Origin of the sequence: Cognataquiflexum aquatile, from assembly GCF_003316845.1 — a bacterium.
In the GTDB taxonomy this organism is placed as follows: Bacteria; Bacteroidota; Bacteroidia; order Cytophagales; family Cyclobacteriaceae; genus Cognataquiflexum; species Cognataquiflexum aquatile.
In genome coordinates this window covers 740,295-763,172 of sequence record NZ_QMIK01000004.1, presented here as the reverse complement: position 1 = coordinate 763,172, position 22,878 = coordinate 740,295, and the positions used below count along the sequence as shown (strand labels likewise).

Here is a 22,878-nt window from a genome sequence, read left to right as displayed (position 1 = left end):
TTAATCAAATTAGATTCTGGAAATAATAAACAAATAAAAAGGCTACCCTTAAAGTAGCCTTTTTATAAAGAGGAAATTTCTATTACTCTTTAATAAATATATATCTTCCATCAAGGGAGTTGAACCACATTTTATATTTGCCGGCTTCAATTGGAATGTTGCTAGAACTTCCTAATTCTGCTTTTCCGGATATTGGAGTCAATGCACCCCAGTTAATTGTCCAAGCATTATTCGCTCTGAATTTGATTTCACCATTTGTTACCGTGGCAGTAGTATACCAAAGATGCTTGTCAAAATTAATATTCGTCATGGCAGTACTGTTATCCCATCCTCCGGCAGTTGAACTTCCGATAATTCCGACAGTTGGGTAGTACACATCAGCAGGACCGGTAAAAGGAACCAAAGTATAGGTTTTTGTAGCAAGGTTCATTGTAAATACATAATGCCCAGCGACTGAAATTGCCCACGCCGCAGGATCTGTACCACCACTTGAGTCAGCTATACCCGAATCACCATTTTTGCCCCATTGTGGTTGCCATTGACCCAATTTCTCTAAGACTTTAAATTCACCAACGGCAAAAAAGCCAGTATATACAAAAAGGTCTTTATTGACAGGATCACGGAACAATGGAGGGTTGTTGTTATTGTTATTCCATGACGGAGGAGCCGCATTTCCTACAATGAATAAATTTTTAAGAACAACCGCATCTTTGTAAGGAGTTATTGATAGCGTTGTTGCATCTCCTACCAACGGGCTTAAGGTTCTGTCAATAGTGGTCCTAAAACGGAAGTCTACATTTCCGGCCACATCCGGAGCAAGTCCTTCGGTAATTAATAGTTTATTTAATTCTCCGATAGCAACTTTCACAGTTGGAGTGGTAGAACTTCCCAATGCCACTACTTTTGCAAAGTTGGTTCCCCCTTTTGCCATTTGCAAAGTGTAGGAGTAATTTCCAGGAACACCAAAATCAGGGACAGATGCCTGGAAAAATAAAGTGTCTGCTTTATCCGCTTCGGTGAGGACAATTTTTGAACCTGCTGCCGGACTAGTTAATGTAGATGGAGTTTGCGGAATAATTGCAGGTTCATCTACAGGGCTGCAAGACCACAGGATTAAAGGGAGGATGAATGCAACCCAGACTAATTTTGATAATACTTTCATAAGGATTTGTTTTTGGTATTTACTGTTTCAAATTTGGATTAATTAAATTCAATTTTATAATCCTTAAATCATATTATGGGCATGATTACAGTTGAATGTAAAAACACCCTCAATGATTCAGTTATCAAATATTACACAATGAAAAATGGCAAAACAAACATTCGGTATTGATTTTTTTTTGAAATGATTGTGCAAACGTAACCGCAAACGATTGCACAAATTATTTATACTTTTGTGAAAATTGGGATTGATAAATTTTCAGAAGAAAAAATAAAAAATTTATCTAAGCCTAAAAGCACTAAATCTGCCAAAAACTTATATATTTAAATTCTTAGAAAAATCTAATTTTCATGAAGCTAGGCCAAGCCACCATCAAAGACATCGCCAGAGAACTGAATGTTTCAACCTCTACAGTTTCGAGGGCTTTGAAAGATTATCCGGGGATAAGTGATGAAACAAAAAGAAAAGTAAAGGAACTGGCTGACAAGTTGAATTATAGGCCAAATGCAGTAGCCTTAAGTCTTAGGAAAAGCAAGTCTTTTACCATTGGCGTCATCATTCCTGAAGTGGTGCATTTTTTCTTTTCTACCGTGATCAGCGGCGTGGAAGAAGTCGCTTTTGCGAATGGCTACAATGTCATTCTTTGTCAGACCAATGAAAAATTCAGCAGAGAAAAAAGCAGTGTGGAAACAATGCTCTCCAATCAGATAGATGGGGTTTTAGTAAGTTTTTCGAGGGAAACCACGAGTTTTGACCATTTCAAAAAAATGATAGACCTGGAGTTTCCCATTGTTTTTTTTGACAGGATCCCTGATCTTGAAAACACCATCAACGTCACCGTCAATGACTACCAAGGGGCATATAATGCAGTAAAACACCTTATTGACCAAGGCTTCAAGAAAATTGTCCATCTTTCAGGACCTGACAACCTAACAATAAGCAAACAAAGAAAAGAAGGATATCTCGATGCATTGAGAGATTCGGGAATCAAAGTCAAACCTGAGTGGATCGTGGAGTGTCCTTACGGAACTGAAAAAGAAAGCATCCTGATCACCACCGAGTTGTTCAAAAATAAGGAAAACAGGCCCGATGCGATATTTGCACACCATGATATCGTCGCGGCAGGTGCAATGATGGCACTAAAAGCCCTAAACCTCAAAATCCCGGAGGATGTTGGCGTTGTGGGATTTTCAAATTGGCAGTTCTCTTCCATGATCGATCCCCCCCTTTCCACTGTGGCCCAGCCGGGATTCCAAATCGGGGAAACCGCAACCAAAATCCTGCTTGAGATGATCAGCAAAAAAACCAATATGGAATCTTTCCCCCAAAACATAGTCTTGGATACTGAATTGTTGATCCGGAAATCATCTGTAAAAGTCTGATTTTTTTCTATTCACGGTTTTTTTTTGTGCAATCGTTTGAACATGTCAAAAAATTCAAAATAAGGCTTTTTTTGAATTCCTGCATGGTTTATTTGGATTGTGGGGAATACCAAAGAATTTTATCCTTTCACTTAATATCTTAAATTAGTCCCCCGACTTCATTTCATTTGGATCAAAATCTCAGGCAATCAAAACTAATTAGGACTTAAAAAAATGCCTCAAGCCATTATCTCAGCAAATTCCTCCCAAAATCAGGCCATAGGAAACGTTCTTTCATGGAACAAAAAATCAGATGGAATCTTTGGAAATACCGCCAATTCAAACTTTGAAATCACTGTATACAAAGAGGATACAGTCAGGGTTCAGGTCAGCAGACAATCCAAATTTTCACCTAACCCATACAGTGTAATTTCCGGTCCCGGAAAAATACCAACAGATATCTTGGAAGAAAGCGGAAAAATATGGCTCAAAACCTCTAAAATACACGTTTCTGTAAACCTACATCCCTTTTTCCTGACTTTTCTGACCCCATCTGGTGAGGTGATCAACCAAGACGATCCTGCCTTTGCAGTATCGTGGCTGGGTACCGAAGTGAGCAATTATAAAAAAGTGCAGCCCAAAGAAAGGTTCGTTGGCTTAGGCGAAAAAACCGGGCATCTTGACCGGTCCGGTCAGGCCTTCACCAATTGGAACACGGATTATTTCGCTTATGGCATCGGTGATGACCCTTTATACATGAGCATTCCTTTTTATATCGGCATCCATAGCGGTTTGTCTTATGGGATATTTTTTGACAACACCCACAAGTCTATTTTCAATTTTGGGGCATCCAACAACCGGTTTATTTACTATTCGGCAGATGACGGGGATATGGATTATTATTTTTTCCATAATGATTCGGTCGCAAAAATCATCAGTTCTTACACAGAATTGACCGGAAAAATGGAAATGCCTCCTCTATGGTCTTTGGGTTTTCAGCAATGCCGGTATTCCTATTACCCGGATTCTGAAGTTTTGACTTTAGCCAAGACATTTAGGGACAAAGACATGCCTGCAGATGTCATTTACCTTGATATCCATCATATGGAAAAATACAAGGTCTTTACTTTTGACAATGAAAAATTTTCCGATCCAAAATCCATGATCAAAGCCCTAAAAGAAAAAGGGTTTAAGGTCGTCGTAATTATGGATCCGGGGATTAAATCCCAAAAAGGATATTTCCCATATGATGAGGGTCTGGAAAAGGATTTGTTTGTAAAATATCCCGATAATGAGGTTTACGAAGGACAGGTTTGGCCGGGTTGGTGCGCCTTTCCTGATTTTACCAAACCTGAAACAAGGCAATGGTGGGCCGAAAAAATGGCTTTTTATGAAGAAGCCGGAGTCGATGGCTATTGGACGGACATGAATGAACCTGCTTCTTGGGGTCAGTTTACACCCAATCTGATCAATTTTGATTTCGATGGTGAAAATGTAAGCCATAGAAAAGCAAGAAATATTTATGGGTTCCAAATGGCCCGAAGTGCCAAAGAAGGATGTGAATTGCAAAGACCTGAAGAAAGACCTTTTGTATTGACAAGATCCGGTTTTTCGGGAATCCAACGCTACGCAGCAGCTTGGACAGGCGATAATGTTGCCAGCGAGGAACATATGATGGCAGGTATCAGGTTGGTCAACAGTCTTGGTTTGAGCGGTGTTGCCTATTCAGGATATGATGTAGGCGGTTTTGCCGGTGAATCCACCAAATCCCTTTTTGCCAGGTGGATGACAATTGCAGCCTTCGCGCCTCTATATAGAGCTCATTCCATGATCAACAGCAATGATGCCGAACCTTGGGCATTTGGCGAAGAAGTGGAAGAGATTTCCAGAAACTACATGAAACTGCGTTACAGGATGCTTCCTACCATTTACAGCAGTTTCTACAAAAGTACCCAAACAGGACTTCCCATAGCCAAAAGCCTTGCTGTGGAGTATCCACATGACAAGTACATTTTTGAAAGTGCATTTGAAAACGAATACCTTTTTTGCGATAGCCTTTTGATCGCTCCGGTAGAAAGTTACAAGGAGATTACAAAGGTTTATCTTCCTGAAGGGGATTGGTATTATTTGTTTGACAATCAAAAATATAAGGGCAATCAGATTATTTATCAGGATTGTCCATTGAATTACCTACCTGTATTTGTTAAAGCAGGTGCTATTTTGGCATTCCAATCCGATGTGTCCCATACAGGTCAGGCCCATGATGGGATACTCAGTATTCATGTGTATGCAGGAAAAGTTGCCTCCACATTCCTACTTTATGAAGATGATGGTATCAGTCCTGATTATAAAAACGGGGATTTCCTCAAACGCGAAATCACTTGGGATACCCATCTCGGAACTTTGTCTTTTGGGAATTCACAGGGCAAGTTCAAAAGCAAGTTCAAAAAAATCAAGGTGTATTTTCATGGGCTGAATGTAAAGTCTGTCAATATCAACGGAAAAGCAGGGCAAATTGAAAAGTCAGGTTTTTCATTTTTGGATAGACTGACGGAGTTCGATCCATTACCGGACAGCAGTCATCCATATATGGAAATTACCAATGTTTCAACAGTCACATTTGAAAACCTTTCTGAAACCTTTGAAATAGGAATAAAATAGACGCTTCACACTCAATAAATTCTAAGATTTCAACCCAAAATAATGCAAGCAATAGATAAAAAGCCAAGGCTCAGTTTTTGGCAGATCTGGAACATGAGTTTCGGGTTTTTGGGGATCCAATTTGGATTTGCCCTACAGGGAGGATTTATGTCAAGGATTTTCCAAACCTTGGGCGCAGAAAAAGACGCCATTCCCATGTTGTGGATTGCTGCTCCTCTTACAGGCTTGCTGGTGCAGCCCATAGTCGGTTACCTGAGTGACCGGACCTGGCACCCACGGTTTGGCCGGAGAAAACCTTTTTTTCTTATTGGAGCGGTATTAAGTACCATCGCATTGTTCTTTGCTCCCTACTCCTCAGCATTATGGATGGCAGCGGGTGCACTGTGGATCCTCGACGCCTCGATCAATATCAGCATGGAGCCTTTCAGGGCTTTGGTAGCAGACAAGCTTCCTGACAGTCAGCGCTCTTATGGATTTGTGGTACAGACGCTGATTATTGGCATTGGTACGTGGGTGGCAAGTAACCTGCCTTGGTTTATGACACAGATTGGGGTTCCCAATACTGCCGAACCCGGTGTGGTCCCGGATTCTGTCAAATTTGCCTTCGCTATTGGGGCAGTGGTCCTTTTTGGTTCCATATTATATACCATTCTGACTACGGATGAATATCCCCCTGAAGACCTTGAAGCACACAAAAAGGAAAATGAAGAGAGTAAGGGTTTTTTGAATGGGTTTAAAGAAATCTTTAAAAACATATCAGGAATGCCCAAAGTCATGAAACAATTGGGAATAGTCCAGTTTTTCTCCTGGTTTGCGTTTTTCACCATGTGGAGTTTTGCGACACCTGCCATCACTGAACATATCTTCAAAGCAACGGATACCAGCTCCCAAGTCTACAATGATGCAGCGGACAGTGTCGGTAATTACCTCGGGACATATGGTTTGGTCTCTATGTTTTTTGCATTGATACTTGCCTTTGTGACAAGCAAAATCAAAATCAACAGAAAGTTACTCCACATGGTCAGTTTGATGGCCGGCGGGGTGGGCTTCATCATGATTTACTATATCTCCGAACCTTGGATGCTTCACCTTTGCTTCGCTTTGGTGGGGATCGCTTGGGCAAGTATCTTGTCTATGCCGTATGCCATGCTGTCGAGTGCCGTCAATCCCAAGCAAATGGGCGTGTACATGGGGATTTTCAACATGTTCATTGTGATTCCACAAATCGTTGCCGCTTTGGGAGGTATCAATTTTATGTATAAGCTTTTGTTTGGAGAAGAAGTGATCTATACCATGGTATTGGCAGGATGTTCCCTGATAGTTGCAGGTTTGAGCAACCTTTTCATCACCAACCGAAATGCCACCCATGACCTGTAATCCAGATTTAAATTGAAGAGAATCCAATACCGCTATCAAAAAATAGCGGTATTTTTGTTTGACCCAAATACATGAAAATGAAGAAAATAACCATTACCGGAGTTCCTGAACACTTCAATTTCCCTTGGATTCAAGTGGTTGAAAGGCAGCCTTTCTTGGCAAAAGGCATTATTTTGGAATGGATTGACGAGCCCAAGGGATCAGGTGCGATGAACAAATCTCTTAGGGAAGGAACAACAGATTTGGCCATTGTTTTGACTGAAAGTTTTATCAAAGACAAAATTGAAGGCAATCCTGCATTGATTATCGGGTACCATGTGGAGTCTCCTTTGATCTGGGGAATTCATGGTTCTGTAAAATCCGAAGTCAATGACATCTCAGAACTCGGGCATGGGGAATTTGTCATCAGCAGGTACGGGTCAGGTTCTCATCTGATGGGATTTTTATTGGCCAAAAGAGAAGGATGGAATTTGGAAATGCTGGATTTTGAAGTAGTCGGTGATTTGGAAGGAGCTAAAGAAGCTTTGCAGGATGAAATCCATAAACTTTTTCTTTGGGAAAAATTCACCACAAAACCCTTTGTTGACCAGGGAATTTTCAAACGCCTAGGAGAAATCCCAACACCCTGGCCTTGCTTTGTCATGGTAGCAAATCCCAATATTTTGGACACACATGATGAAATTATCAGGGACCTCAGGGACATGGTTTACCAAGAATCAAAAGACCTTCTCGCAAAAACAGATTACCCTTCTTTGTTAAGTGAAAAATACAAAATCAAAAAAGAAGATATCGAAGCTTGGTTGGGTCAAACAAATTGGGCACAAGACGGCAGGATTTCGAAAACTTCTTTAACAGAAACCATGGAAACATTGAAAGATTTGAACTTGATAGCCGAAACATTGAGTCCGGAGGAATTGGTTTTTAAACCACTTGTTGCGCTTTATTGACAGTGACACTTTGCAACAACAAAATGGCTGTGGTACCTTCACCTTTCTTGCTTTCAAGCATCAAAGATCCGCCCATCAGTCCCAAAAATTCTTTGCATAGATTCAATCCAAGTCCTGTTCCTTTTTCTTTATCGGTTCCCACGCTTGATTCAAGTAATGAAACGTGTTGGTTTAGAATGGTATCCAACTGGATTTCACTCATACCCAAACCATAATCCTGGATGACAAGCTTTATAAAATCCCCCTCTTTTTGGGAATAGATATCAATATTGGATCCTTTATTGGAAAACTTGATGGCATTACTCAGGAGGTTTCGGATAATCAACTGGAGCAAGTCCTGATCAACAAAGGCGATTTCCTCGATAATATTGGTCGTAATGGTGATTTCTTTGGAATTTGCCTGATACTGTAAAAGCTCCAAACAAGGCCTTATTACTTTTTTGATATTTGTCGGTAGCAATTGTACTTTAAATCCTTCCATTTGGGACTTAGACCAACTCAAAATATTATCAATGTTTTCGTAAAGCCCATCCACATTTCTTTTCAGGATATGTGAAATCCCATCAAATTCTTCCTTACTGAGTTCTTGAGAATGGAGCAAGTCCAAAACCCCTTTTAACTGTGCCACAGGACTCTTCAAATCATGTCCAAGGATGGAAAGTATCCGGTTTTTACTCCTGTTGGATTCTGTCAGTTCAGCCGATTTCTTCTGTAATTCTTTTTTCTGTTCCTCAAGTATTGAACGTTTTACCTGGAGTCGTTTATTGGCTTCCTGTTTTTTCTTAAAAATGATAGACATCCAAAACAACAATCCTATCGACATGACGGTGAAAACCGCAAACAAGATCCATATTTTCTTGAAACTTTTGATTTCAAGCTCCTTGAGGGAGTTCTGTACTTTCAAAAAATTAATCTCGGCGTCTGATTTTTCTACCTCAAATTTTGCCTGAAGCAATTCCATCCTCTCTTTGTTGGATGCAGCTTCCCTTTCGGCATTCAGTTCATTAAAGGCTTTTTGATATTTGAAAGCCAATGGGATATTTCCCTTAGAATCGTAAATTTTGGCATATATCTTATACGTTTCTACCAATTCATCCAATAAGCCGTTTTCTTTTGAAATCTTAAGCCCTCTATCCAGATATCCTAAGGCTTTTGTAGAATTCCCTTTGATAAAATAGGCATTTCCCAATCGGTGCAAAACTGAAGCTTCAGAGGTTTTGATCTGCTCCGGGGTGGAGATTTGAAGGGATTTCTCATAACTCTGAATGGCTTTATCCACTTCTCCCCTGCCAAGATATATATCTCCGATCACCCTGTGGGTAAATGTAATGAAGTACTTTTCTTCAAATTTTTCATTGGATTCTATCGCTTCCTTGGCAAAAGTATAAGCAGAATCCAATTCTCCTTTCAGGGTATAATTCAGCGCAAGATTGTTGAGGCTGCGGATAATAAGGAATGGGTCATTTACCTCTTTGCCATAGGTATATGCCTCTTTAAAGTTTTTAATCGCCTCATCATAATTTTCCTGTCTGTAATATAGAGAACCGAGGTTGTTCAAAGCCATCCCAAGCTCGGTTTTGTAATTTTGTGCCAACGCAATCAAATAGGAGTCCTTGGAATACCTGAAAGCCTTGTCCCAAACTCCAAGGCGGAAATAAATCCAACCAAGATTGCCTTTTGCTTTGGTGATTTGCAGACTGTCATTGAGTTCAAGTGCCAATTCTTCGGCCCTTTGTCCCCACACAAAAGCCTGCTGCAAGTCTTTTTCCCTGGTCAAGAATGTGAGGTGATTTAATGCATTCACCCTTTCTTCTCTGGACACCTGATTCGAAAGCAATTTGTTTAAACTGTCAATCTCATCAGCTTGGGCAAAAAGTACGGTTGATAACGAAGAAAAAAGTAAGATAAATAAAATTGACCTTTTCATTTAGAAAAATTGTTTTTCTGTGATTTAATCAGGGATAATATTAGCAAAAAAACATGAGCTACCAAATCTTTAAAATTATCATTTGCCTGCCGGCCTAAATGCAATAGGGTCAGCGGGTGTTATGGGATAATTGAGCGCATTTCCATTTGACTGAATTTCACCCAGTAATCGCAAGCCTGACACATGCGGCGCAGCCATCGAAGTACCTGATTCATACCTGTATTTTCCTCCAAGAGTAGTAGAAAACACACTGACTCCCGGCGCTGCAAATTTGATTGGAGGCCCATAATGAGAAAACCAAGCAAACCTATCCAAAGCATCAATGGCAGACACAGTAATGGTATATTCCCCGTTGACACGTGCCGGACTGAAGGAAGTGGCAGGAAGTCTGGAATTTCCAGATGCAATTACCATCCATATCCCTTTGCTGTTTGAGGCATTCAATACCGCATCATCTACCGCCCTGCTCCTATCAAATCCACCAAAACTCAAATTGGCTACGTCTCCTTTTTTACCTACTTTTCCCACATGGTCAATCCCTGCTAACATTCCGGAATAGGTATATTCTGCATAGGGACCAAAAAAAATCTTTACCGGAATTATGGGTGCACCTGCTGCAACCCCTACTACACCAAAAAGATTGTCTTTGGCACCAATGATACCTGCTACATGCGTTCCGTGGCCATGTTCATCATTGCCGCGCTTTTCGGAAGTATCTGAATAAGCATCAAATGCTTTGTTCTTTGCAACATTCAGGTCAGGATGGTCCAGCTGAATTCCCGTATCAATTACGTACACGCAATTTTTTCCGGTATAAACAAAAGGTCCACCAACCCTTTTAATCCCCCAAGGAATAACTTGGGTACTGACGATATCAGTCTCCCCTTTGACAGGTACCTTTTCTGAAAGCTTTCCTAACCTTCCCTTGCGGTCCTGTTCCACATATTTAACCATCGGATCGTTTTTGATTTCCTCAAGTTTATTTTTATCGATGATGGCGCAAAATCCGTTAAGAACAGAGGAATAAACCCTTTCAAGATTGGTTTCGGAAATCCGGTATTTGGTCAATAGATCTACGGCCTCCCTTCTCATCAATGCTTCATTGAAATCCACATTCCCATCGATCAGTCTTCCAGAGACTTTCTCTTCCTTCAAGACAACAATATATTGATCCTCAACCGGTTGGGTTTGGGCAAAAGAAAAAACTTCTTGGGTAAGGACCGGGTCCAAATCTGTAATTTCTTCCTGGGAACAAGAAATAATAAAAACAAAGGTTAAAATTTGAATAAGTCTGGACGCCGTAATTGACCTCATAAGTTTATTATTGCCTGATTTTAGGACTATTTTACCAAAAATGTAATTATTTTTTTCATATCCAAAGGATTGTCTGGATTAAGTTTTTTTTCTTTCATAAATTCCTTCAGTTCTTCACTGCGGTTTCCTGCCCATTCTTTCAATCCTGCACTGTTTGTTTTGATTTCTGTGGTCTGCATACCCTTCAGAACAAAGTACTTAATGTCATGACGAAAAGTGTCGTATTGGGGACCAGAATAACCATCCCGCTGACTGCTTGGCCTTACCAATGTCTTCTTATGGGAGGCAATATATTTTTCACCTTCTTTTTCAAAAAGGATCTCGACCACCTGGGGTTTGCCTTGAAGATATTCTATTCTAAAACTCCTTACCTCTTCTCCCGGAATCTCAATCCATTTCCAGTTACGCAATAACAAAGGCTCTGAATCTTCGCCACCTGTTTGGATATATACTTCGTTCTTTTCCAATAGAATATTGAATGGAATCTCGCTGTAATCCTTTCCACCATCCAAGGCTATTTTTCCTAAAGGTGGTGTATCAAATAAAAATGGTGTTCCTTTCAATCCGTCACTCTTGGGATTGATCCTAAAAGTGCCAAGATATTGTTGGTTCTGATTGTTTAAGGAAGGATTGGTCTGACTTTTTGCAGAATAGATACAACCCAAACCAAGAATGAACACAAAAAGGAAAGGGATTAAACTCTTCATGATGGATATTTTGGATGAAAGACAATCTAAATTAACTAAACTATTCCCAATTATAAAATACTTCCGCTCTCCGATTATATAATTACTTTTGCAGCATGAAAGAAACCATCCTCTCGCTCTCCCCGCAGCATTGGGAAGATTATGAACTGATTGATACCGGTGGATTTGAAAAACTGGAAAGGTTTGGAGATTATATCCTCAGCCGACCGGAACCACAGGCGATTTGGGATAAAAGTCTTGATGAAAAAGAATGGAGGGAAATGGCTCATGCACATTTTGCAAAGGAAAAAAACAATCCCGAAAAAGGTCAATGGAATGAACTCAAAAAGATTCCACACAATTGGCAGGTCAGCTACAAAAATCCCGATGGACTGAAGATGAAGCTCAACCTTGCCATGACTTCCTTCAAACATATCGGACTCTTTCCCGAACAGGCGGTCAATTGGGATTATATATCTGGTACACTGAAGAACTTTCCGGTAAAAACTCCCAAAGTTCTCAATCTATTCGCATATACAGGAGCATCATCTGTTGCTGCCAAAGCCTGCGGTGCAGATGTCACACACCTGGATTCTGTCAAGCAGGTGGTCACTTGGTCCAAACACAATATGGAATCTTCCGGTCAGGATGGAATCCGTTGGATTGTGGACGATGCAATGAAATTTATTAGAAGAGAAGTTCGTCGGGGAAACAAATACCATGGAATTATCCTTGACCCACCGGCATATGGACGTGGTCCGGATGGAGAAAAATGGATCTTGGAAGAGCAGATCAATGAAATGCTCAAACTTTGTGCAGAGCTTTTGGACCCTGAGCATCACTTCCTCATCCTGAATATGTATTCACTCAGCTTCAGTTCGATGATTGCAGCCAACCTTGTCAAGTCCAACTTCAAAGAAGTCAACAATGCCGAGCACGGTGAATTATACCTTGTAGACCGATTCAAAAAGAACCTGCCTTTAGGGATTTTCTTTAGGTTTAGGAGTTAGTGGTTGTAGTGGTTGTAATGGTTGTAGTGGTTGTCTGCTTCGCGTTGTCATTGTTGTCAGGTTCTCAAGTTGTCAAGTTGGGGAGTACTTACTTGGTTCATTGTACTTGGTACTTGGTTCAATGAAATGTTGTCTGCTTTGCGTTGTCAAGTTCTCAAGTTTAGGAGTTCTTACTTGGTTCATTGTACTTGGTTCTTGGTTCAATGAAAATGTTGTCTGCTTCGCGTTGTCAAGTTCTCAAGTTTAGGAGTTCTTACTTGGTTCATTGTACTTGGTACTTGGTACAATGAAAATGTTGTCTGCTTCGCGTTGTCAAGTTCTCAAGTTTAGGAGTTCTTACTTGGTTCATAGTGCTTGGTACTTGGTTCAATTTTCTTATTTCTTGCATCTCAGTTCTCATATCTCCCATCTCACATCTCCCGTCTCATATCTCCCGCCTAAAAAATGAACAACCGTCAGCTTTTCCTCTCTCACCTCGCGCAGACTACAGACTTTCCTTTGATGATAGAAATCGAAAAGGCAGAAGGGATCTACATGTATGGGCCGGAGGGAAAAGAATATATGGACCTGATTTCGGGAATCGGCGTCAGCAATGTCGGTCACCGCCATCCAAAAGTCCTCGAAGCAATCCAAAATCAATTGGACAAATACCTTCACCTGATGGTTTACGGAGAATATGTACAAAGTCCTCAGGTTCAATTGGCTAAAGCACTTTGTGAAACCCTTCCCTCCCACCTTGACAACGTCTATTTTGTCAACTCAGGAAGCGAAGCGGTGGAAGGCGCGCTAAAATTGGCGAAGCGATATACCAACCGCCGCGAAATCATCTCCTGCGTCAATGCTTACCACGGTTCTTCCCATGGTTCACTTTCTGTCGGAGGCAATGAAATTTTTAAAAGAGCCTACCGACCTCTATTGCCGGGAATCAAAAATGTGGTTTACGGGAGTTTTCAGCAACTTGATGAAATCACAGAAAACACTGCAGCTTTCATAGTCGAGACCGTACAGGGCGAAGCCGGAATCATGGTAGCCTGTTCTGATTATTTTCAGGCCTTACAAAAAAAATGTAATGAGACCGGCACCTTATTGATTTTGGATGAGATACAGGCGGGTTTTGGAAGAACAGGCAAGTTTTGGGCATTTGAGCATTTTGGAATAGTTCCGGATATATTGGTATGTGCCAAAGGAATGGGCGGAGGCATGCCGATCGGTGCTTTCATTGCCAACAAAGACGTGATGGGCGCATTCAAAAACAATCCTTTGCTTGGTCATATCACGACTTTCGGCGGGCATCCTGTTTCAGCAGCCGCCTCGTTGGCAACGATTAAAGTTATTCAGGAAGAAAAGCTTTTGGAACAAGTGGAGACAAAAGCAAATCTTTTCAAAAAACTGCTTGTTCATCCCAAAATCAGATCTATCCGCAACAAAGGGCTGATGATGGCTGTAGAATTTGAGTCCTTCGAAGTCTTAAAACCGATCATCGACAGGGCAATTGAAAACGGAGTCATTGCCGATTGGTTCCTTTTCTGCGATGATGCCATGCGGATAGCACCACCTCTGATCATTACTGAGGAAGAAATAGAAAAAGCCTGTGGGGTGATTTTGGAGGCAATTGAGGGGGGCAGTTGAGGGTTGGAGGGGTTGTGGCGGTTGTAATTGTTGTAGTGGTTATAGTGGTTATTGGGTTGTCAAGTTGTCAGCTTCGCGTTGTCTGGTTATCATTGTTTTAGAGGAATCAAGTCTTGCTTCTTGTGTCTTGCATCTTGTGTCTTCCTTGAGATATATTTACATTTAATCCCTCTTGAAAAATTCCCCACCCAAAAATAACCCATGAAAAAAATCCTCATTGTCCTAATCGTGCTGTTCGTATTGCTTTTTGTCGGATATCAGGCAGTCAAGCTGAGCTTCAAACCAAAATATAACGGCGAAATCAACATGCCTTCCATGTCTGCGGAAGCGGAAGTCTATTTTGATGATTTTGGTGTTCCCCATATCTATGCTGCCAATGCCGAAGATGCCTACCGCTCCTTGGGCTATGTCCATGCACAGGACAGGCTTTTTCAGATGGAAATGATGCGCCGTGTAGGCACAGGTACTTTGGCGGAACTCCTAGGTGCCGATTTGGTGGAAGTGGATAAATTTTTCAGGACTTTGGGCATTCCCAAACATGCCGCTTGGAGTACCGAAGAGTGGAACAAAGCAGGAAATTCAGAATGGAAATCCGCTACCGAAGCCTACATCGAAGGCGTAAATCATTTTATCCAACATGGAAAAATCCCCATTGAATATACCCTTTTAGGTTCCGAACCGAGGGAATTCACCATCAATGACATCCACGCCATCACGGGATATATGTCCTTTACTTTTGCCATGGCGATGAAAACAGACCCTTTGGTTACCAAAATGGCCCGCACTTTGGGTCCTGAATATATGAAAATGGTTTCGGTCCATACTTTGCCGGAGCACCATGTCATCCCCAACAATTACCCCAAAAGAGACTCCATCACCACAGATCTTGTCATAGAAAATTCCCTTTCTGCCCTGTTGGAAAAGCTTCCCGTTCCCCTGTTGGAAGGCAGCAACTCATGGGTGATTTCGGGAAGCAGGACGGCTTCAGGTGAAGTACTTTTCTGCAATGATACCCACATTGGTTTTGCCCAGCCATCGGTATGGTATGAAGCGCATCTCGAATATCCGGGATTCAGCTATTACGGCAACCATCTCGCAGGAATGCCATTTGGCCTGGTAGGTCATACTCGCGATCACAGTATCGGACTGACGATGTTTGAAAATGACGATCAGGATTTCTTCGAAGAAAAACTCAATCCCAACAATCCCAACGAAACCATTTACGGAGAGGAATTCAGGCCATTGAAGTCAAGAACAGAAACCATCCATGTCAAAGATGGGGAGTCTGTTATTTTTGAAGTCAAAGAATCCATCCATGGTCCGATCATGAATGAGGTCCTTCCCGAAATCGGCAAACTGACTCAAAATCCTGTGGCTTCATGGTGGGTGTATGTACTCGAGCCGACAGTTGCTTTGGAAGCGACTTGGAAGATGGCAAGGGCAAAAAACATTCAGGAAACCGAAGCTGCTGTCCGCATGATTCACGCACCGGGACTCAATGTGATGTATGGCGACAAGGCCGGAAACATCGCTTGGTGGGCCACTGCAAAATTGCCCATTAGACCTAGCCATGTCAACAGCAAAATCTTCTTGGATGGCAGTAACGCTACCGACGAACCAACAGGATGGATCCCATTTGAGCAAAATCCCATGAGCATAAATCCTGCCTCGGGCTTTGTAGCTTCCGCCAATAACCAACCGGATACCCTTTCCAACGGAACTTTCTTCCCGGGATACTATTATCCCGGCGACCGTTGGTACAGAATCTCCAAAACCGTCACTTCCCGAAACGATTGGACCCAAGAAAGTATCAAAGCACTCCAATTGGAAGCCATCAATGAAAACCACCCCATCAACGCCAAAAGCATGTTGGCAGTGGTAGACTTAGCTGCCTTCAAAGGTTTTGAACCTGCACAACAAGCCATCGAAAACTGGAACGGCAGCCATGACTTGGAATCCATTGCTCCTACTTTTTACTACAAATGGCTTTACCATACCCTCCATGGGATGATGGCGGATGAACTTGGGGAAGATGATTTCCAAAATTTCATCAAGACATTTATGTACATCCGAAGTGTACCGACATTGATCAGAACCGATAATTCTCCTTGGTGGGACAATAATAAAACCGAAGCTAAGGAAAGCAAGTCCGAAATCGTCAAAATCGCCTTGGGTAAAACCATTTCAGAACTCAGCGAACAGTTGGGAACAGACAGTGAAAAATGGCTTTGGGAAAAAGTCGTCGTTCTCGAACACCCCCACCCTCTCGGTGCCAAAAAACCTTTGGACAAAATCTTCAACGTCAAAGCCCCTGCCGTCACTGCCAATGAAGAGTCGGTCAACAAACTTCCTTTTACCCTGAATCCTGACGGCATCTATAAGGTCAATTCAGGACCTGCAATGCGAATTATTTTAGATTTTGCTGATTTGGAAGCCTCAGAATCAGTCCTTCCAACCGGTCAGAGCGGCAACCTTTTCAGTCCCCACTACTCCGACCAAGCCATCCTCTACGCCACCGGCAAATACCGCCCGATGCTGATGAATGAGGATGTGATTAAAGGGGGTGGGAGAAAGTTGGTGGTGAGGCCGTAGGGAGGGGGAATTGTTGGGGTGGTTGTAGTGGTTGTAATGGTTGTAGTGGTTGTAATGGTTGTAGTGGTTGTAATGGTTGTAGTGGTTGTAATGGTTGTAGTGGTTGTAAATGGTCTAAAGGTTGTAATTGTTGAAATGGATGGGAATTGGGTGATTCAAAAGCCGCTAGAGGAAATATTTTCATTGAATAACTATTATTTGAGTCAGGATTGATTAATTTAGACAATCGCTTATTTCAAACTTTTGTCAAATGAAAAGTTATCAGGACTTGGATATCTACAAAATTTCATTGGAGTTATTTTTTGAAACACATCGGTTCAGTCTTAAGTTACCCTCTTATGAGAAATACGAATTGGGTAGTCAGTTGCGAAGGTCATCTGACTCAATCAATACCAATATCGTGGAAGGTTATGGAAGAAAAACCTATAAACAGGATTTTGTCAAATTCTTGCTTTATGCGCATGCAAGCAACCTAGAATGTCATAATCACCTAGAAAAATTAAAGGTTTTGTATCCTGAGTTTGATGCAGAAATTCAATTGATACAAGAAGAATATAGAAAACTTGGTGTCAAAATCCACAATTTCATTGAATACGTAAAAACCAATTGGAAAACATAACTTAAGCAGAAAGCCGACAACCTTCAAATTAACGGACAAACCCAACAATTGCAACCATTATAACAACTACAACAATTACAACAACTATAACAATTACAACCATTACAACAACTAGAACAACTGCAACCATCTTACCCATGAAATCCAAACCAACAAAATCCTACCAAATCTCCAAATCAGAAAACGAATGGAAGCAGGAACTAGATCCTCAAGCCTACCATGTTTTGCGGGAAAAAGGAACAGAAAGACCCTTCACCGGGCAGTATTATCTCAACAAAGAAACCGGCATTTATGAATGCCATGCCTGTGGGAATGAGATTTTTCATTCCTCAGCCAAGTATGACAGCGGGTGCGGTTGGCCGTCCTTCACCGAACCGGTCCGACCTGATGCCATCGATGTGCATATGGACTATACCCATGGCATGATCCGCGAAGAGATCCTCTGCGGCAAATGCGGCGGGCACCTCGGACACCGTTTCCCCGACGGCCCAAAGGACAAAGGCGGTATCAGGTATTGTATTAACTCAGTGAGTATGGGGTTTAAGAAGGGAGAGTAAATGTTGTCGGGTTGTCATTGTTGTCGGATTGGGGAACAGTCATTCTGATCCCGACTGCTGTACGAGGGAAGAATCTCAGTTTTAGTGGTTGTAATTGTTCTAGTGGATGTAATTGTTGTTGGGGAATCAAATCTTCTGTCTTGCATCTTGAGTCTTGTGTCTTTTTTTGTTGTCTGCTGCGTGTTGTCGAGTTGGGGACCGTCATTCTGAGTGAAGCGAAGAATCTCAATCAATATTTTTCAAATTGTTGTAGTTGTTCTAATTGTTGTCGGGGTACCAAGTCTTGAATCTTGTGTCTTTAAAAAGTACAACTCATTAAATTATCGGAATAATTATATGGTTTCTTGGAAATTGGTCAAAAGGTAACGAATGGGTAGGGAGGGTGTAACGGGTGGGTAGGAGAAGGGTAAGGGAAGGGTAGCGGAAAGGGGGGAGAAATTGGGGTTTTTGGTAAATTTTATTGCATTATTTTTTATATTATTGACCTTTTCTAAGGAATTGGAGATTGAATTTTTCGGGGAAATTGGTAATTTTTAAGTGTGATTTTTTAAAATGTTGTCGAGTTGTCAAGTTGTCTGCTGCGCGTTGTCAAGTTGAGCACCGTCATCCTGAACCGTAGCCTGCGGAGGTGAAGGATCTCAGGTCTAGTTGTTGTAATTGTTCTAGTGGTTGTAATTGTTCTAGTGGTTGTAATTGTTGTTGGGGAATCAAGTCTTGTGTCTTGAATCTTGTTTCTATTTTTAGTCTTGATTCTTGTGTATAGCATCTTTTTTGGTTGTCAGCGTGAAAAAACCCCGAAGGGGTAACATTTTTATAGAATAAAATGAAGTGTGAGATTGAATATGGTTTTGACTTATTTGATGGGAAATTGTAAGTATAGTTTCCGCCAAAACAGATCTAGTTTTTTCAACCACAGGTAAAAAAAATGAACACAGATTTTGTGTCTATTTTTGAAAGTCTTGAATCTTGCGTCTTGTATTTAGTGTCTATTTTTAAGTCTTGGATCTTGTGTCTAGCATCTTTTTTGGTTGTCAGCGTGAAAAAACCCCGAAGGGGTAACATATTTATAGAAAAAATGAAGTGTGAGATTGAATATGGTTTTGGCTAATTTGATGGGAAATTGTAAGTATAGTTTCCGCCAAAACAGATCTAGTTTCTTTAACCACAGATAAAAAAGATGAACACAGATCTTGTATTTATTTTTGAAAGTCTTGAATCTTGCGTCTTGAATCTTGTGTCTATTTTTAAGTCTTGAAGCTTGTGTCTTTTTTCAAATCTTGGTGCTTGGTACAATATACTTTGAACCCAATTCTTCTCGGCTCTCGCTTCTCGTTTCTAGCTTCCTGGTTATATTTACATTACTTCGTACTTTGTACTTTGTACAAAATCCCCCGAAGCCCCTACTTTTCCAAAACACCCACTGCCAACTGCGACTGATAACTGCCAGATTCCCCCTCCCCCCTACCGAATTCTCCCCAATCTCGGCCATATTCTAATTTTTATAGAAATGTTTATAAAGAGTTTTTAATTTCAAAAGATCTTTTCTAATTTTAAAACACTTGATATCAGTGTTTTAGCCAAACAAGGATCTGATGATCAAGCTGCTTTCGGATATCCTTCTTGGGATAAAATCTTGGTAGTTTTTTGTGATTAGCCAAACAGCACAGATCACTACCCATGAAACTTGTCCGCTTCGCCGGAACCACACTAATTTTTCCTTTTTAATTTTTCTTTTATGAGATCATTATTAGCCAATCCTGATGCCTTATTCAGGTTCCAAAAAATCCTCCTAACTTCATTTACACTGCTTTTCATTGGTGCGGTGTACATCCTATTCGGGGAAGTCGCAGACAAATTAGAATGGAATGAAACAGTGTATGTGCTAGTCCTAATTATGGCAGGTTCATTTGGGGTCTCCTTCGCTTGGGCAAGGATAGAATATTCCAAAGTCCGCATGCTGATGGACAAGCTCCAAGCGGATGAAAAAAACAAAGAAACTTCCCTCCGACACCGACTCAACCAACTCTCTTTCAAAGAAAGGGAAGTACTCAACCATATCCTTGCCGGCAAAAGCAACAAAGAAATCTGCGGTTCTCTCTTTATCGAGCACAGTACCCTCAAGTCCCATATCAACCATATCTATAAAAAGCTGGAAGTCAATTCCCGAAAAGAGATTGTTTCGGTATTGAAATAGGTGTTTTTTACGGAAATAAGGAAGAATCAACCTTTTTTCAACCTAATATTTTTCTCCATTCTTCAATTATTTAATAAAATTTGAATTCAAAAATAAACATAATATGCCATCTCTAAAAAAGTCTCAGCGAATCCTTAGATCCCAAAAACTTATCGGGAATTTCTTATCTAAACCTCTTCAAATCGGGGACATTGTTCAAAATGACGAAGGTCAACACCTTATTATTGGAAACATAGTTAATCTTATTCCAGGGTTCTCCCTTCAAGGAAAAATTGTAACCTCTCCAAAATTCCAATTTAAAGTTGCTTCGGAGTCTAATATTTCAGTAGAAATTGGTGGCACTGCGACAGCACCAATAGCACAAGGAGAAATACAATTAAAATTCAATTCAAAAAATAGTGCATTTGTTGTATTAAAAAATGCTGTAAGAAGCTCCGTAGCTTTAGGATTGGTTGAAAATGAATTAAAGTCTTATTGGAAATCAAAAGGATATGATCAACCAGGAAACCGAAATAAATTTCACTTTATTAATGATATAATAGAATCCGAATCTGGAACAATGATTTTTAGTGAGGAAAAATCAAACACGGTTGTAATAAAAGGGAAAAACAATACTCCTCTAACCTCTGTTTCCGTCGTCGGTGAAGGAAAAGTGGAATATGTAACCAATACAAAAGCTACTTTGGAAATAATTAGTGAATCTCCTATAATGCCTTTGTATGGTGCCGTTAGAATTAAGGCAAATGGGAAATTTGATATTGTAGGTTAAACATTTTCGAAATGGAAAAAATTAATAGAATAATTAATTTTTGAATATACACTTTAACCCGACCCTAAATCCAAAATTTCTTTTTATTTAACCTCTTTCTGATTTTAAAACTTGAAAAAAAAAGTTCTTTAGATTTAGAATGAAAAGTTAAAAAATGTTCTTTTAAAATAACATTTTTCATGGGTTTTATAAAAGGAAATAACAGACCTGTAAGGTATAAATTGTACAAAATCGATTAGATCCGAATACAATAAAAACCAATATGAAAAAACAACCAATAATAAATTGTCACACACATATTTTTACAGCAGACAGTATTCCTCCCTATTTGGCAAAAACATTTATTCCATTTGGTTTGTACATACTATTTCCTGTGGGTTTATTTGTCAGCATTGCCAGATGGTGGTTTGGTAGTAATTATAGTCCTTATAAATGGAGGTTCCAAAGATGGTACAAGGTGTTCAAAAGAAATTTCTATCAAATAAATATAAATTTCACTAGACTTTGGATATTGAAAATTGCTAAATGGATAGTAGGAATAATCATAATTTTCTCAATTTTCAATTCACTTAATGCGGACTATCTTAGCCCTTGGCTTTTAGAAAAAAATATAAATACTATCTGGCTCAAAAAAATTGATAATTGGTTAGTGCAAAAAGGAATTCTCATCATTACTGAAAGTATTTTTCTAAAAACTGTTTTGCTAATTATATTTTTGCTTTTTTTTCCAAGCGGCAGGAACTTTTTATGGTTTTTACTTCGCAAATTTTCAACGCTATTCAAGATGCTTCCAGGAAAGAACACTATTGAGTTGATTAAACGATACATAAATATTGTTCGTTATGCAAGATATAAATATGAAAAAGATATTTTTACAAAACTAACTGGTCAGTATCCAGAAGGAACTTCGATGATTGTTTTGCCTATGGATATGGAGTTTATGGGAGCAGGTCGATCTCCTAAATCATATGGCGACCAAATGAAAGAATTGGATACCCTGAAACAATCCCCTAGAGGCGATCAGATTTATCCGTTTGTTTTCGTAGATCCGAGGCGCAAATTGGTAGGAGAGCAAAAGTTCTTTGAATACCATATCCAAAATGGTCAGGTCATTTTGGACAATGAATGTTTTATTAAAGATTATATAGAAAATAAAAGATTTAGCGGATTTAAAATTTATCCTGCATTAGGGTATTTTCCTTTTGAAGAGGCTCTTTTACCCTTATGGAAATATGCTGCCGATAATTGTATACCGATTATGACCCATTGTATTCGCGGAACTATATTCTACCGTGGTTCAAAGAAAAAAGAATGGGATTACCATCCTGTGTTTAAGCAGTCCATGAGTACAATAAGAGATGATGGATCATCTGATGAAATGTACGAGCCGTTGTTATTACCGCAAATGAATGCTGTGGATGTCCAAGAAATTTTTACTCATCCCCTAAATTACACTTGCCTTTTAAAAAAAGAGCTTTTGGTTGAATTAGTTGCTGCCTCAAAAGATCCACGAATTAAAGAACTTTTTGGGTTTAATGAAATTGAAAAAACAATATCCAGGGACTTAGGTCATTTGAAAATATGCTTTGCGCATTTTGGTGGTGAAGATGAGTGGCAAAAATTCTTTGAAAAAGATAGGGATAACTATGCAAATCAGTTGATTCGAAACCCAAATAAAGGAATTGATTTTTTTTATACTAACAAAGTTTTAAAAAAAGGTAAGCTAGAACAAATATGGCGATCAGGAGACTGGTATTCTATTATTTGTAGTCTTATGCTCCAACATCCAAATGTTTATGCGGATCTTAGCTACATTTTACATGATGATTCTCTAATCATGCCTTTGCTAAGGCACACCTTACAACACGGTATTCTAAAAAAGCGAATTCTTTACGGAACTGATTTCTATGTTGTACGAAATCACAAATCCGATAAAAACATGTTGGTCAATATCCAGGGTGGTTTGACGGAAGATGAATTTGAACAAATTGCCTGCAAAAATCCTATAGAATATCTAAAGCATTGTGATTGATTATATCCTATTTTTAATTTATAAATCCACCATCATTTAAA

General features: G+C 40.0%; 16 protein-coding genes. 12 read left to right on the top strand and 4 right to left on the bottom strand.

Features of this window, described 5'->3' with window-relative positions:
• Positions 1-82 precede the first annotated feature (82 nt).
• Complete coding sequence (locus tag DQW11_RS14765; protein WP_113924819.1) at positions 83-1,162, bottom strand: SusE domain-containing protein; 1,080 nt, start codon at positions 1,160-1,162, stop codon at positions 83-85.
• Between the two features lie 350 nt (positions 1,163-1,512).
• Between DQW11_RS14765 and DQW11_RS14760 the strand changes: the two genes are divergently transcribed.
• From DQW11_RS14760 to DQW11_RS14745, 4 genes are all read left to right on the top strand, one after another.
• Positions 1,513-2,544, top strand: a complete 1,032-nt coding sequence (locus DQW11_RS14760; RefSeq protein ID WP_113924818.1) for a LacI family DNA-binding transcriptional regulator — start codon at positions 1,513-1,515, stop codon at positions 2,542-2,544.
• Between the two features lie 213 nt (positions 2,545-2,757).
• The gene (locus DQW11_RS14755; RefSeq protein WP_113924817.1) at positions 2,758-5,184 is read left to right on the top strand and encodes a glycoside hydrolase family 31 protein; all 2,427 of its coding nucleotides are present in this window, start codon (positions 2,758-2,760) and stop codon (positions 5,182-5,184) included.
• Between the two features lie 42 nt (positions 5,185-5,226).
• Positions 5,227-6,561, top strand: a complete 1,335-nt coding sequence (locus DQW11_RS14750; protein ID WP_113924816.1) for an MFS transporter — start codon at positions 5,227-5,229, stop codon at positions 6,559-6,561.
• 77 nt (positions 6,562-6,638) lie between these two features.
• Positions 6,639-7,508, top strand: a complete 870-nt coding sequence (locus DQW11_RS14745) for a substrate-binding domain-containing protein (RefSeq protein WP_113924944.1) — start codon at positions 6,639-6,641, stop codon at positions 7,506-7,508.
• Here DQW11_RS14745 and DQW11_RS14740 read toward each other — a convergent pair.
• The 3 genes from DQW11_RS14740 to DQW11_RS14730 all read right to left on the bottom strand — a co-directional run bounded on the left by DQW11_RS14740 (position 7,483) and on the right by DQW11_RS14730 (position 11,456).
• Complete coding sequence (locus DQW11_RS14740) at positions 7,483-9,435, bottom strand: ATP-binding protein (RefSeq protein ID WP_113924815.1); 1,953 nt, start codon at positions 9,433-9,435, stop codon at positions 7,483-7,485. The genes DQW11_RS14745 and DQW11_RS14740 overlap by 26 nt on opposite strands.
• A gap of 78 nt (positions 9,436-9,513) precedes the next feature.
• Positions 9,514-10,665: a S8 family serine peptidase gene (locus DQW11_RS14735; RefSeq protein ID WP_232826757.1), complete on the bottom strand. Its 1,152-nt coding sequence runs from the start codon at positions 10,663-10,665 to the stop codon at positions 9,514-9,516.
• Between the two features lie 110 nt (positions 10,666-10,775).
• Positions 10,776-11,456, bottom strand: a complete 681-nt coding sequence (locus tag DQW11_RS14730; RefSeq protein ID WP_232826756.1) for a hypothetical protein — start codon at positions 11,454-11,456, stop codon at positions 10,776-10,778.
• 95 nt (positions 11,457-11,551) lie between these two features.
• On the opposite strand from DQW11_RS14730, the gene DQW11_RS14725 reads away from it, so the two are divergent.
• The 8 genes from DQW11_RS14725 (at position 11,552) to DQW11_RS14685 (ending at position 22,837) form a co-directional block, all read left to right on the top strand.
• Positions 11,552-12,445 (top strand): class I SAM-dependent methyltransferase, encoded by an 894-nt coding sequence (locus DQW11_RS14725; RefSeq protein ID WP_113924813.1) that lies wholly within the window; start codon positions 11,552-11,554, stop codon positions 12,443-12,445.
• Between the two features lie 444 nt (positions 12,446-12,889).
• A complete protein-coding gene (locus DQW11_RS14720; RefSeq protein WP_113924812.1) occupies positions 12,890-14,074 on the top strand; it encodes an aspartate aminotransferase family protein in 1,185 nt (394 codons plus the stop codon).
• 201 nt (positions 14,075-14,275) lie between these two features.
• Positions 14,276-16,666, top strand: coding sequence for a penicillin acylase family protein (locus DQW11_RS14715; RefSeq protein ID WP_113924811.1), 2,391 nt, complete (start codon positions 14,276-14,278; stop codon positions 16,664-16,666).
• 250 nt (positions 16,667-16,916) lie between these two features.
• Positions 16,917-17,285, top strand: coding sequence for a four helix bundle protein (locus tag DQW11_RS14710; RefSeq protein ID WP_113924810.1), 369 nt, complete (start codon positions 16,917-16,919; stop codon positions 17,283-17,285).
• Positions 17,286-17,422: 137 nt separating this feature from the next.
• Positions 17,423-17,842, top strand: a complete 420-nt coding sequence (gene msrB / locus DQW11_RS14705; RefSeq protein ID WP_113924809.1) for a peptide-methionine (R)-S-oxide reductase MsrB — start codon at positions 17,423-17,425, stop codon at positions 17,840-17,842.
• A 1,735-nt stretch (positions 17,843-19,577) separates the two neighbouring features.
• Positions 19,578-20,036, top strand: coding sequence for a response regulator transcription factor (locus tag DQW11_RS14695; protein WP_113924807.1), 459 nt, complete (start codon positions 19,578-19,580; stop codon positions 20,034-20,036).
• Between the two features lie 103 nt (positions 20,037-20,139).
• Complete coding sequence (locus DQW11_RS14690) at positions 20,140-20,805, top strand: hypothetical protein (RefSeq protein ID WP_113924806.1); 666 nt, start codon at positions 20,140-20,142, stop codon at positions 20,803-20,805.
• A gap of 262 nt (positions 20,806-21,067) precedes the next feature.
• On the top strand, positions 21,068-22,837 hold the full coding sequence (locus DQW11_RS14685) for an amidohydrolase family protein (protein WP_113924805.1): 1,770 nt from the start codon (positions 21,068-21,070) through the stop codon (positions 22,835-22,837).
• Positions 22,838-22,878: the final 41 nt, after the last annotated feature.

What these genes read in the sequence shown, in the direction of transcription:
- DQW11_RS14765 (WP_113924819.1), bottom strand. Translation starts at nt 1,162, where the DNA reads ATGAAAGTATTATCAAAATTAGTCTGGGTTGCATTCATCCTCCCTTTA.
- DQW11_RS14760 (WP_113924818.1), top strand. Translation starts at nt 1,513, where the DNA reads ATGAAGCTAGGCCAAGCCACCATCAAAGACATCGCCAGAGAACTGAAT.
- DQW11_RS14755 (WP_113924817.1), top strand. Translation starts at nt 2,758, where the DNA reads ATGCCTCAAGCCATTATCTCAGCAAATTCCTCCCAAAATCAGGCCATA.
- DQW11_RS14750 (WP_113924816.1), top strand. Translation starts at nt 5,227, where the DNA reads ATGCAAGCAATAGATAAAAAGCCAAGGCTCAGTTTTTGGCAGATCTGG.
- DQW11_RS14745 (WP_113924944.1), top strand. Translation starts at nt 6,639, where the DNA reads ATGAAGAAAATAACCATTACCGGAGTTCCTGAACACTTCAATTTCCCT.
- DQW11_RS14740 (WP_113924815.1), bottom strand. Translation starts at nt 9,435, where the DNA reads ATGAAAAGGTCAATTTTATTTATCTTACTTTTTTCTTCGTTATCAACC.
- DQW11_RS14730 (WP_232826756.1), bottom strand. Translation starts at nt 11,456, where the DNA reads ATGAAGAGTTTAATCCCTTTCCTTTTTGTGTTCATTCTTGGTTTGGGT.
- DQW11_RS14725 (WP_113924813.1), top strand. Translation starts at nt 11,552, where the DNA reads ATGAAAGAAACCATCCTCTCGCTCTCCCCGCAGCATTGGGAAGATTAT.
- DQW11_RS14720 (WP_113924812.1), top strand. Translation starts at nt 12,890, where the DNA reads ATGAACAACCGTCAGCTTTTCCTCTCTCACCTCGCGCAGACTACAGAC.
- DQW11_RS14715 (WP_113924811.1), top strand. Translation starts at nt 14,276, where the DNA reads ATGAAAAAAATCCTCATTGTCCTAATCGTGCTGTTCGTATTGCTTTTT.
- DQW11_RS14710 (WP_113924810.1), top strand. Translation starts at nt 16,917, where the DNA reads ATGAAAAGTTATCAGGACTTGGATATCTACAAAATTTCATTGGAGTTA.
- msrB (WP_113924809.1), top strand. Translation starts at nt 17,423, where the DNA reads ATGAAATCCAAACCAACAAAATCCTACCAAATCTCCAAATCAGAAAAC.
- DQW11_RS14695 (WP_113924807.1), top strand. Translation starts at nt 19,578, where the DNA reads ATGAGATCATTATTAGCCAATCCTGATGCCTTATTCAGGTTCCAAAAA.
- DQW11_RS14690 (WP_113924806.1), top strand. Translation starts at nt 20,140, where the DNA reads ATGCCATCTCTAAAAAAGTCTCAGCGAATCCTTAGATCCCAAAAACTT.
- DQW11_RS14685 (WP_113924805.1), top strand. Translation starts at nt 21,068, where the DNA reads ATGAAAAAACAACCAATAATAAATTGTCACACACATATTTTTACAGCA.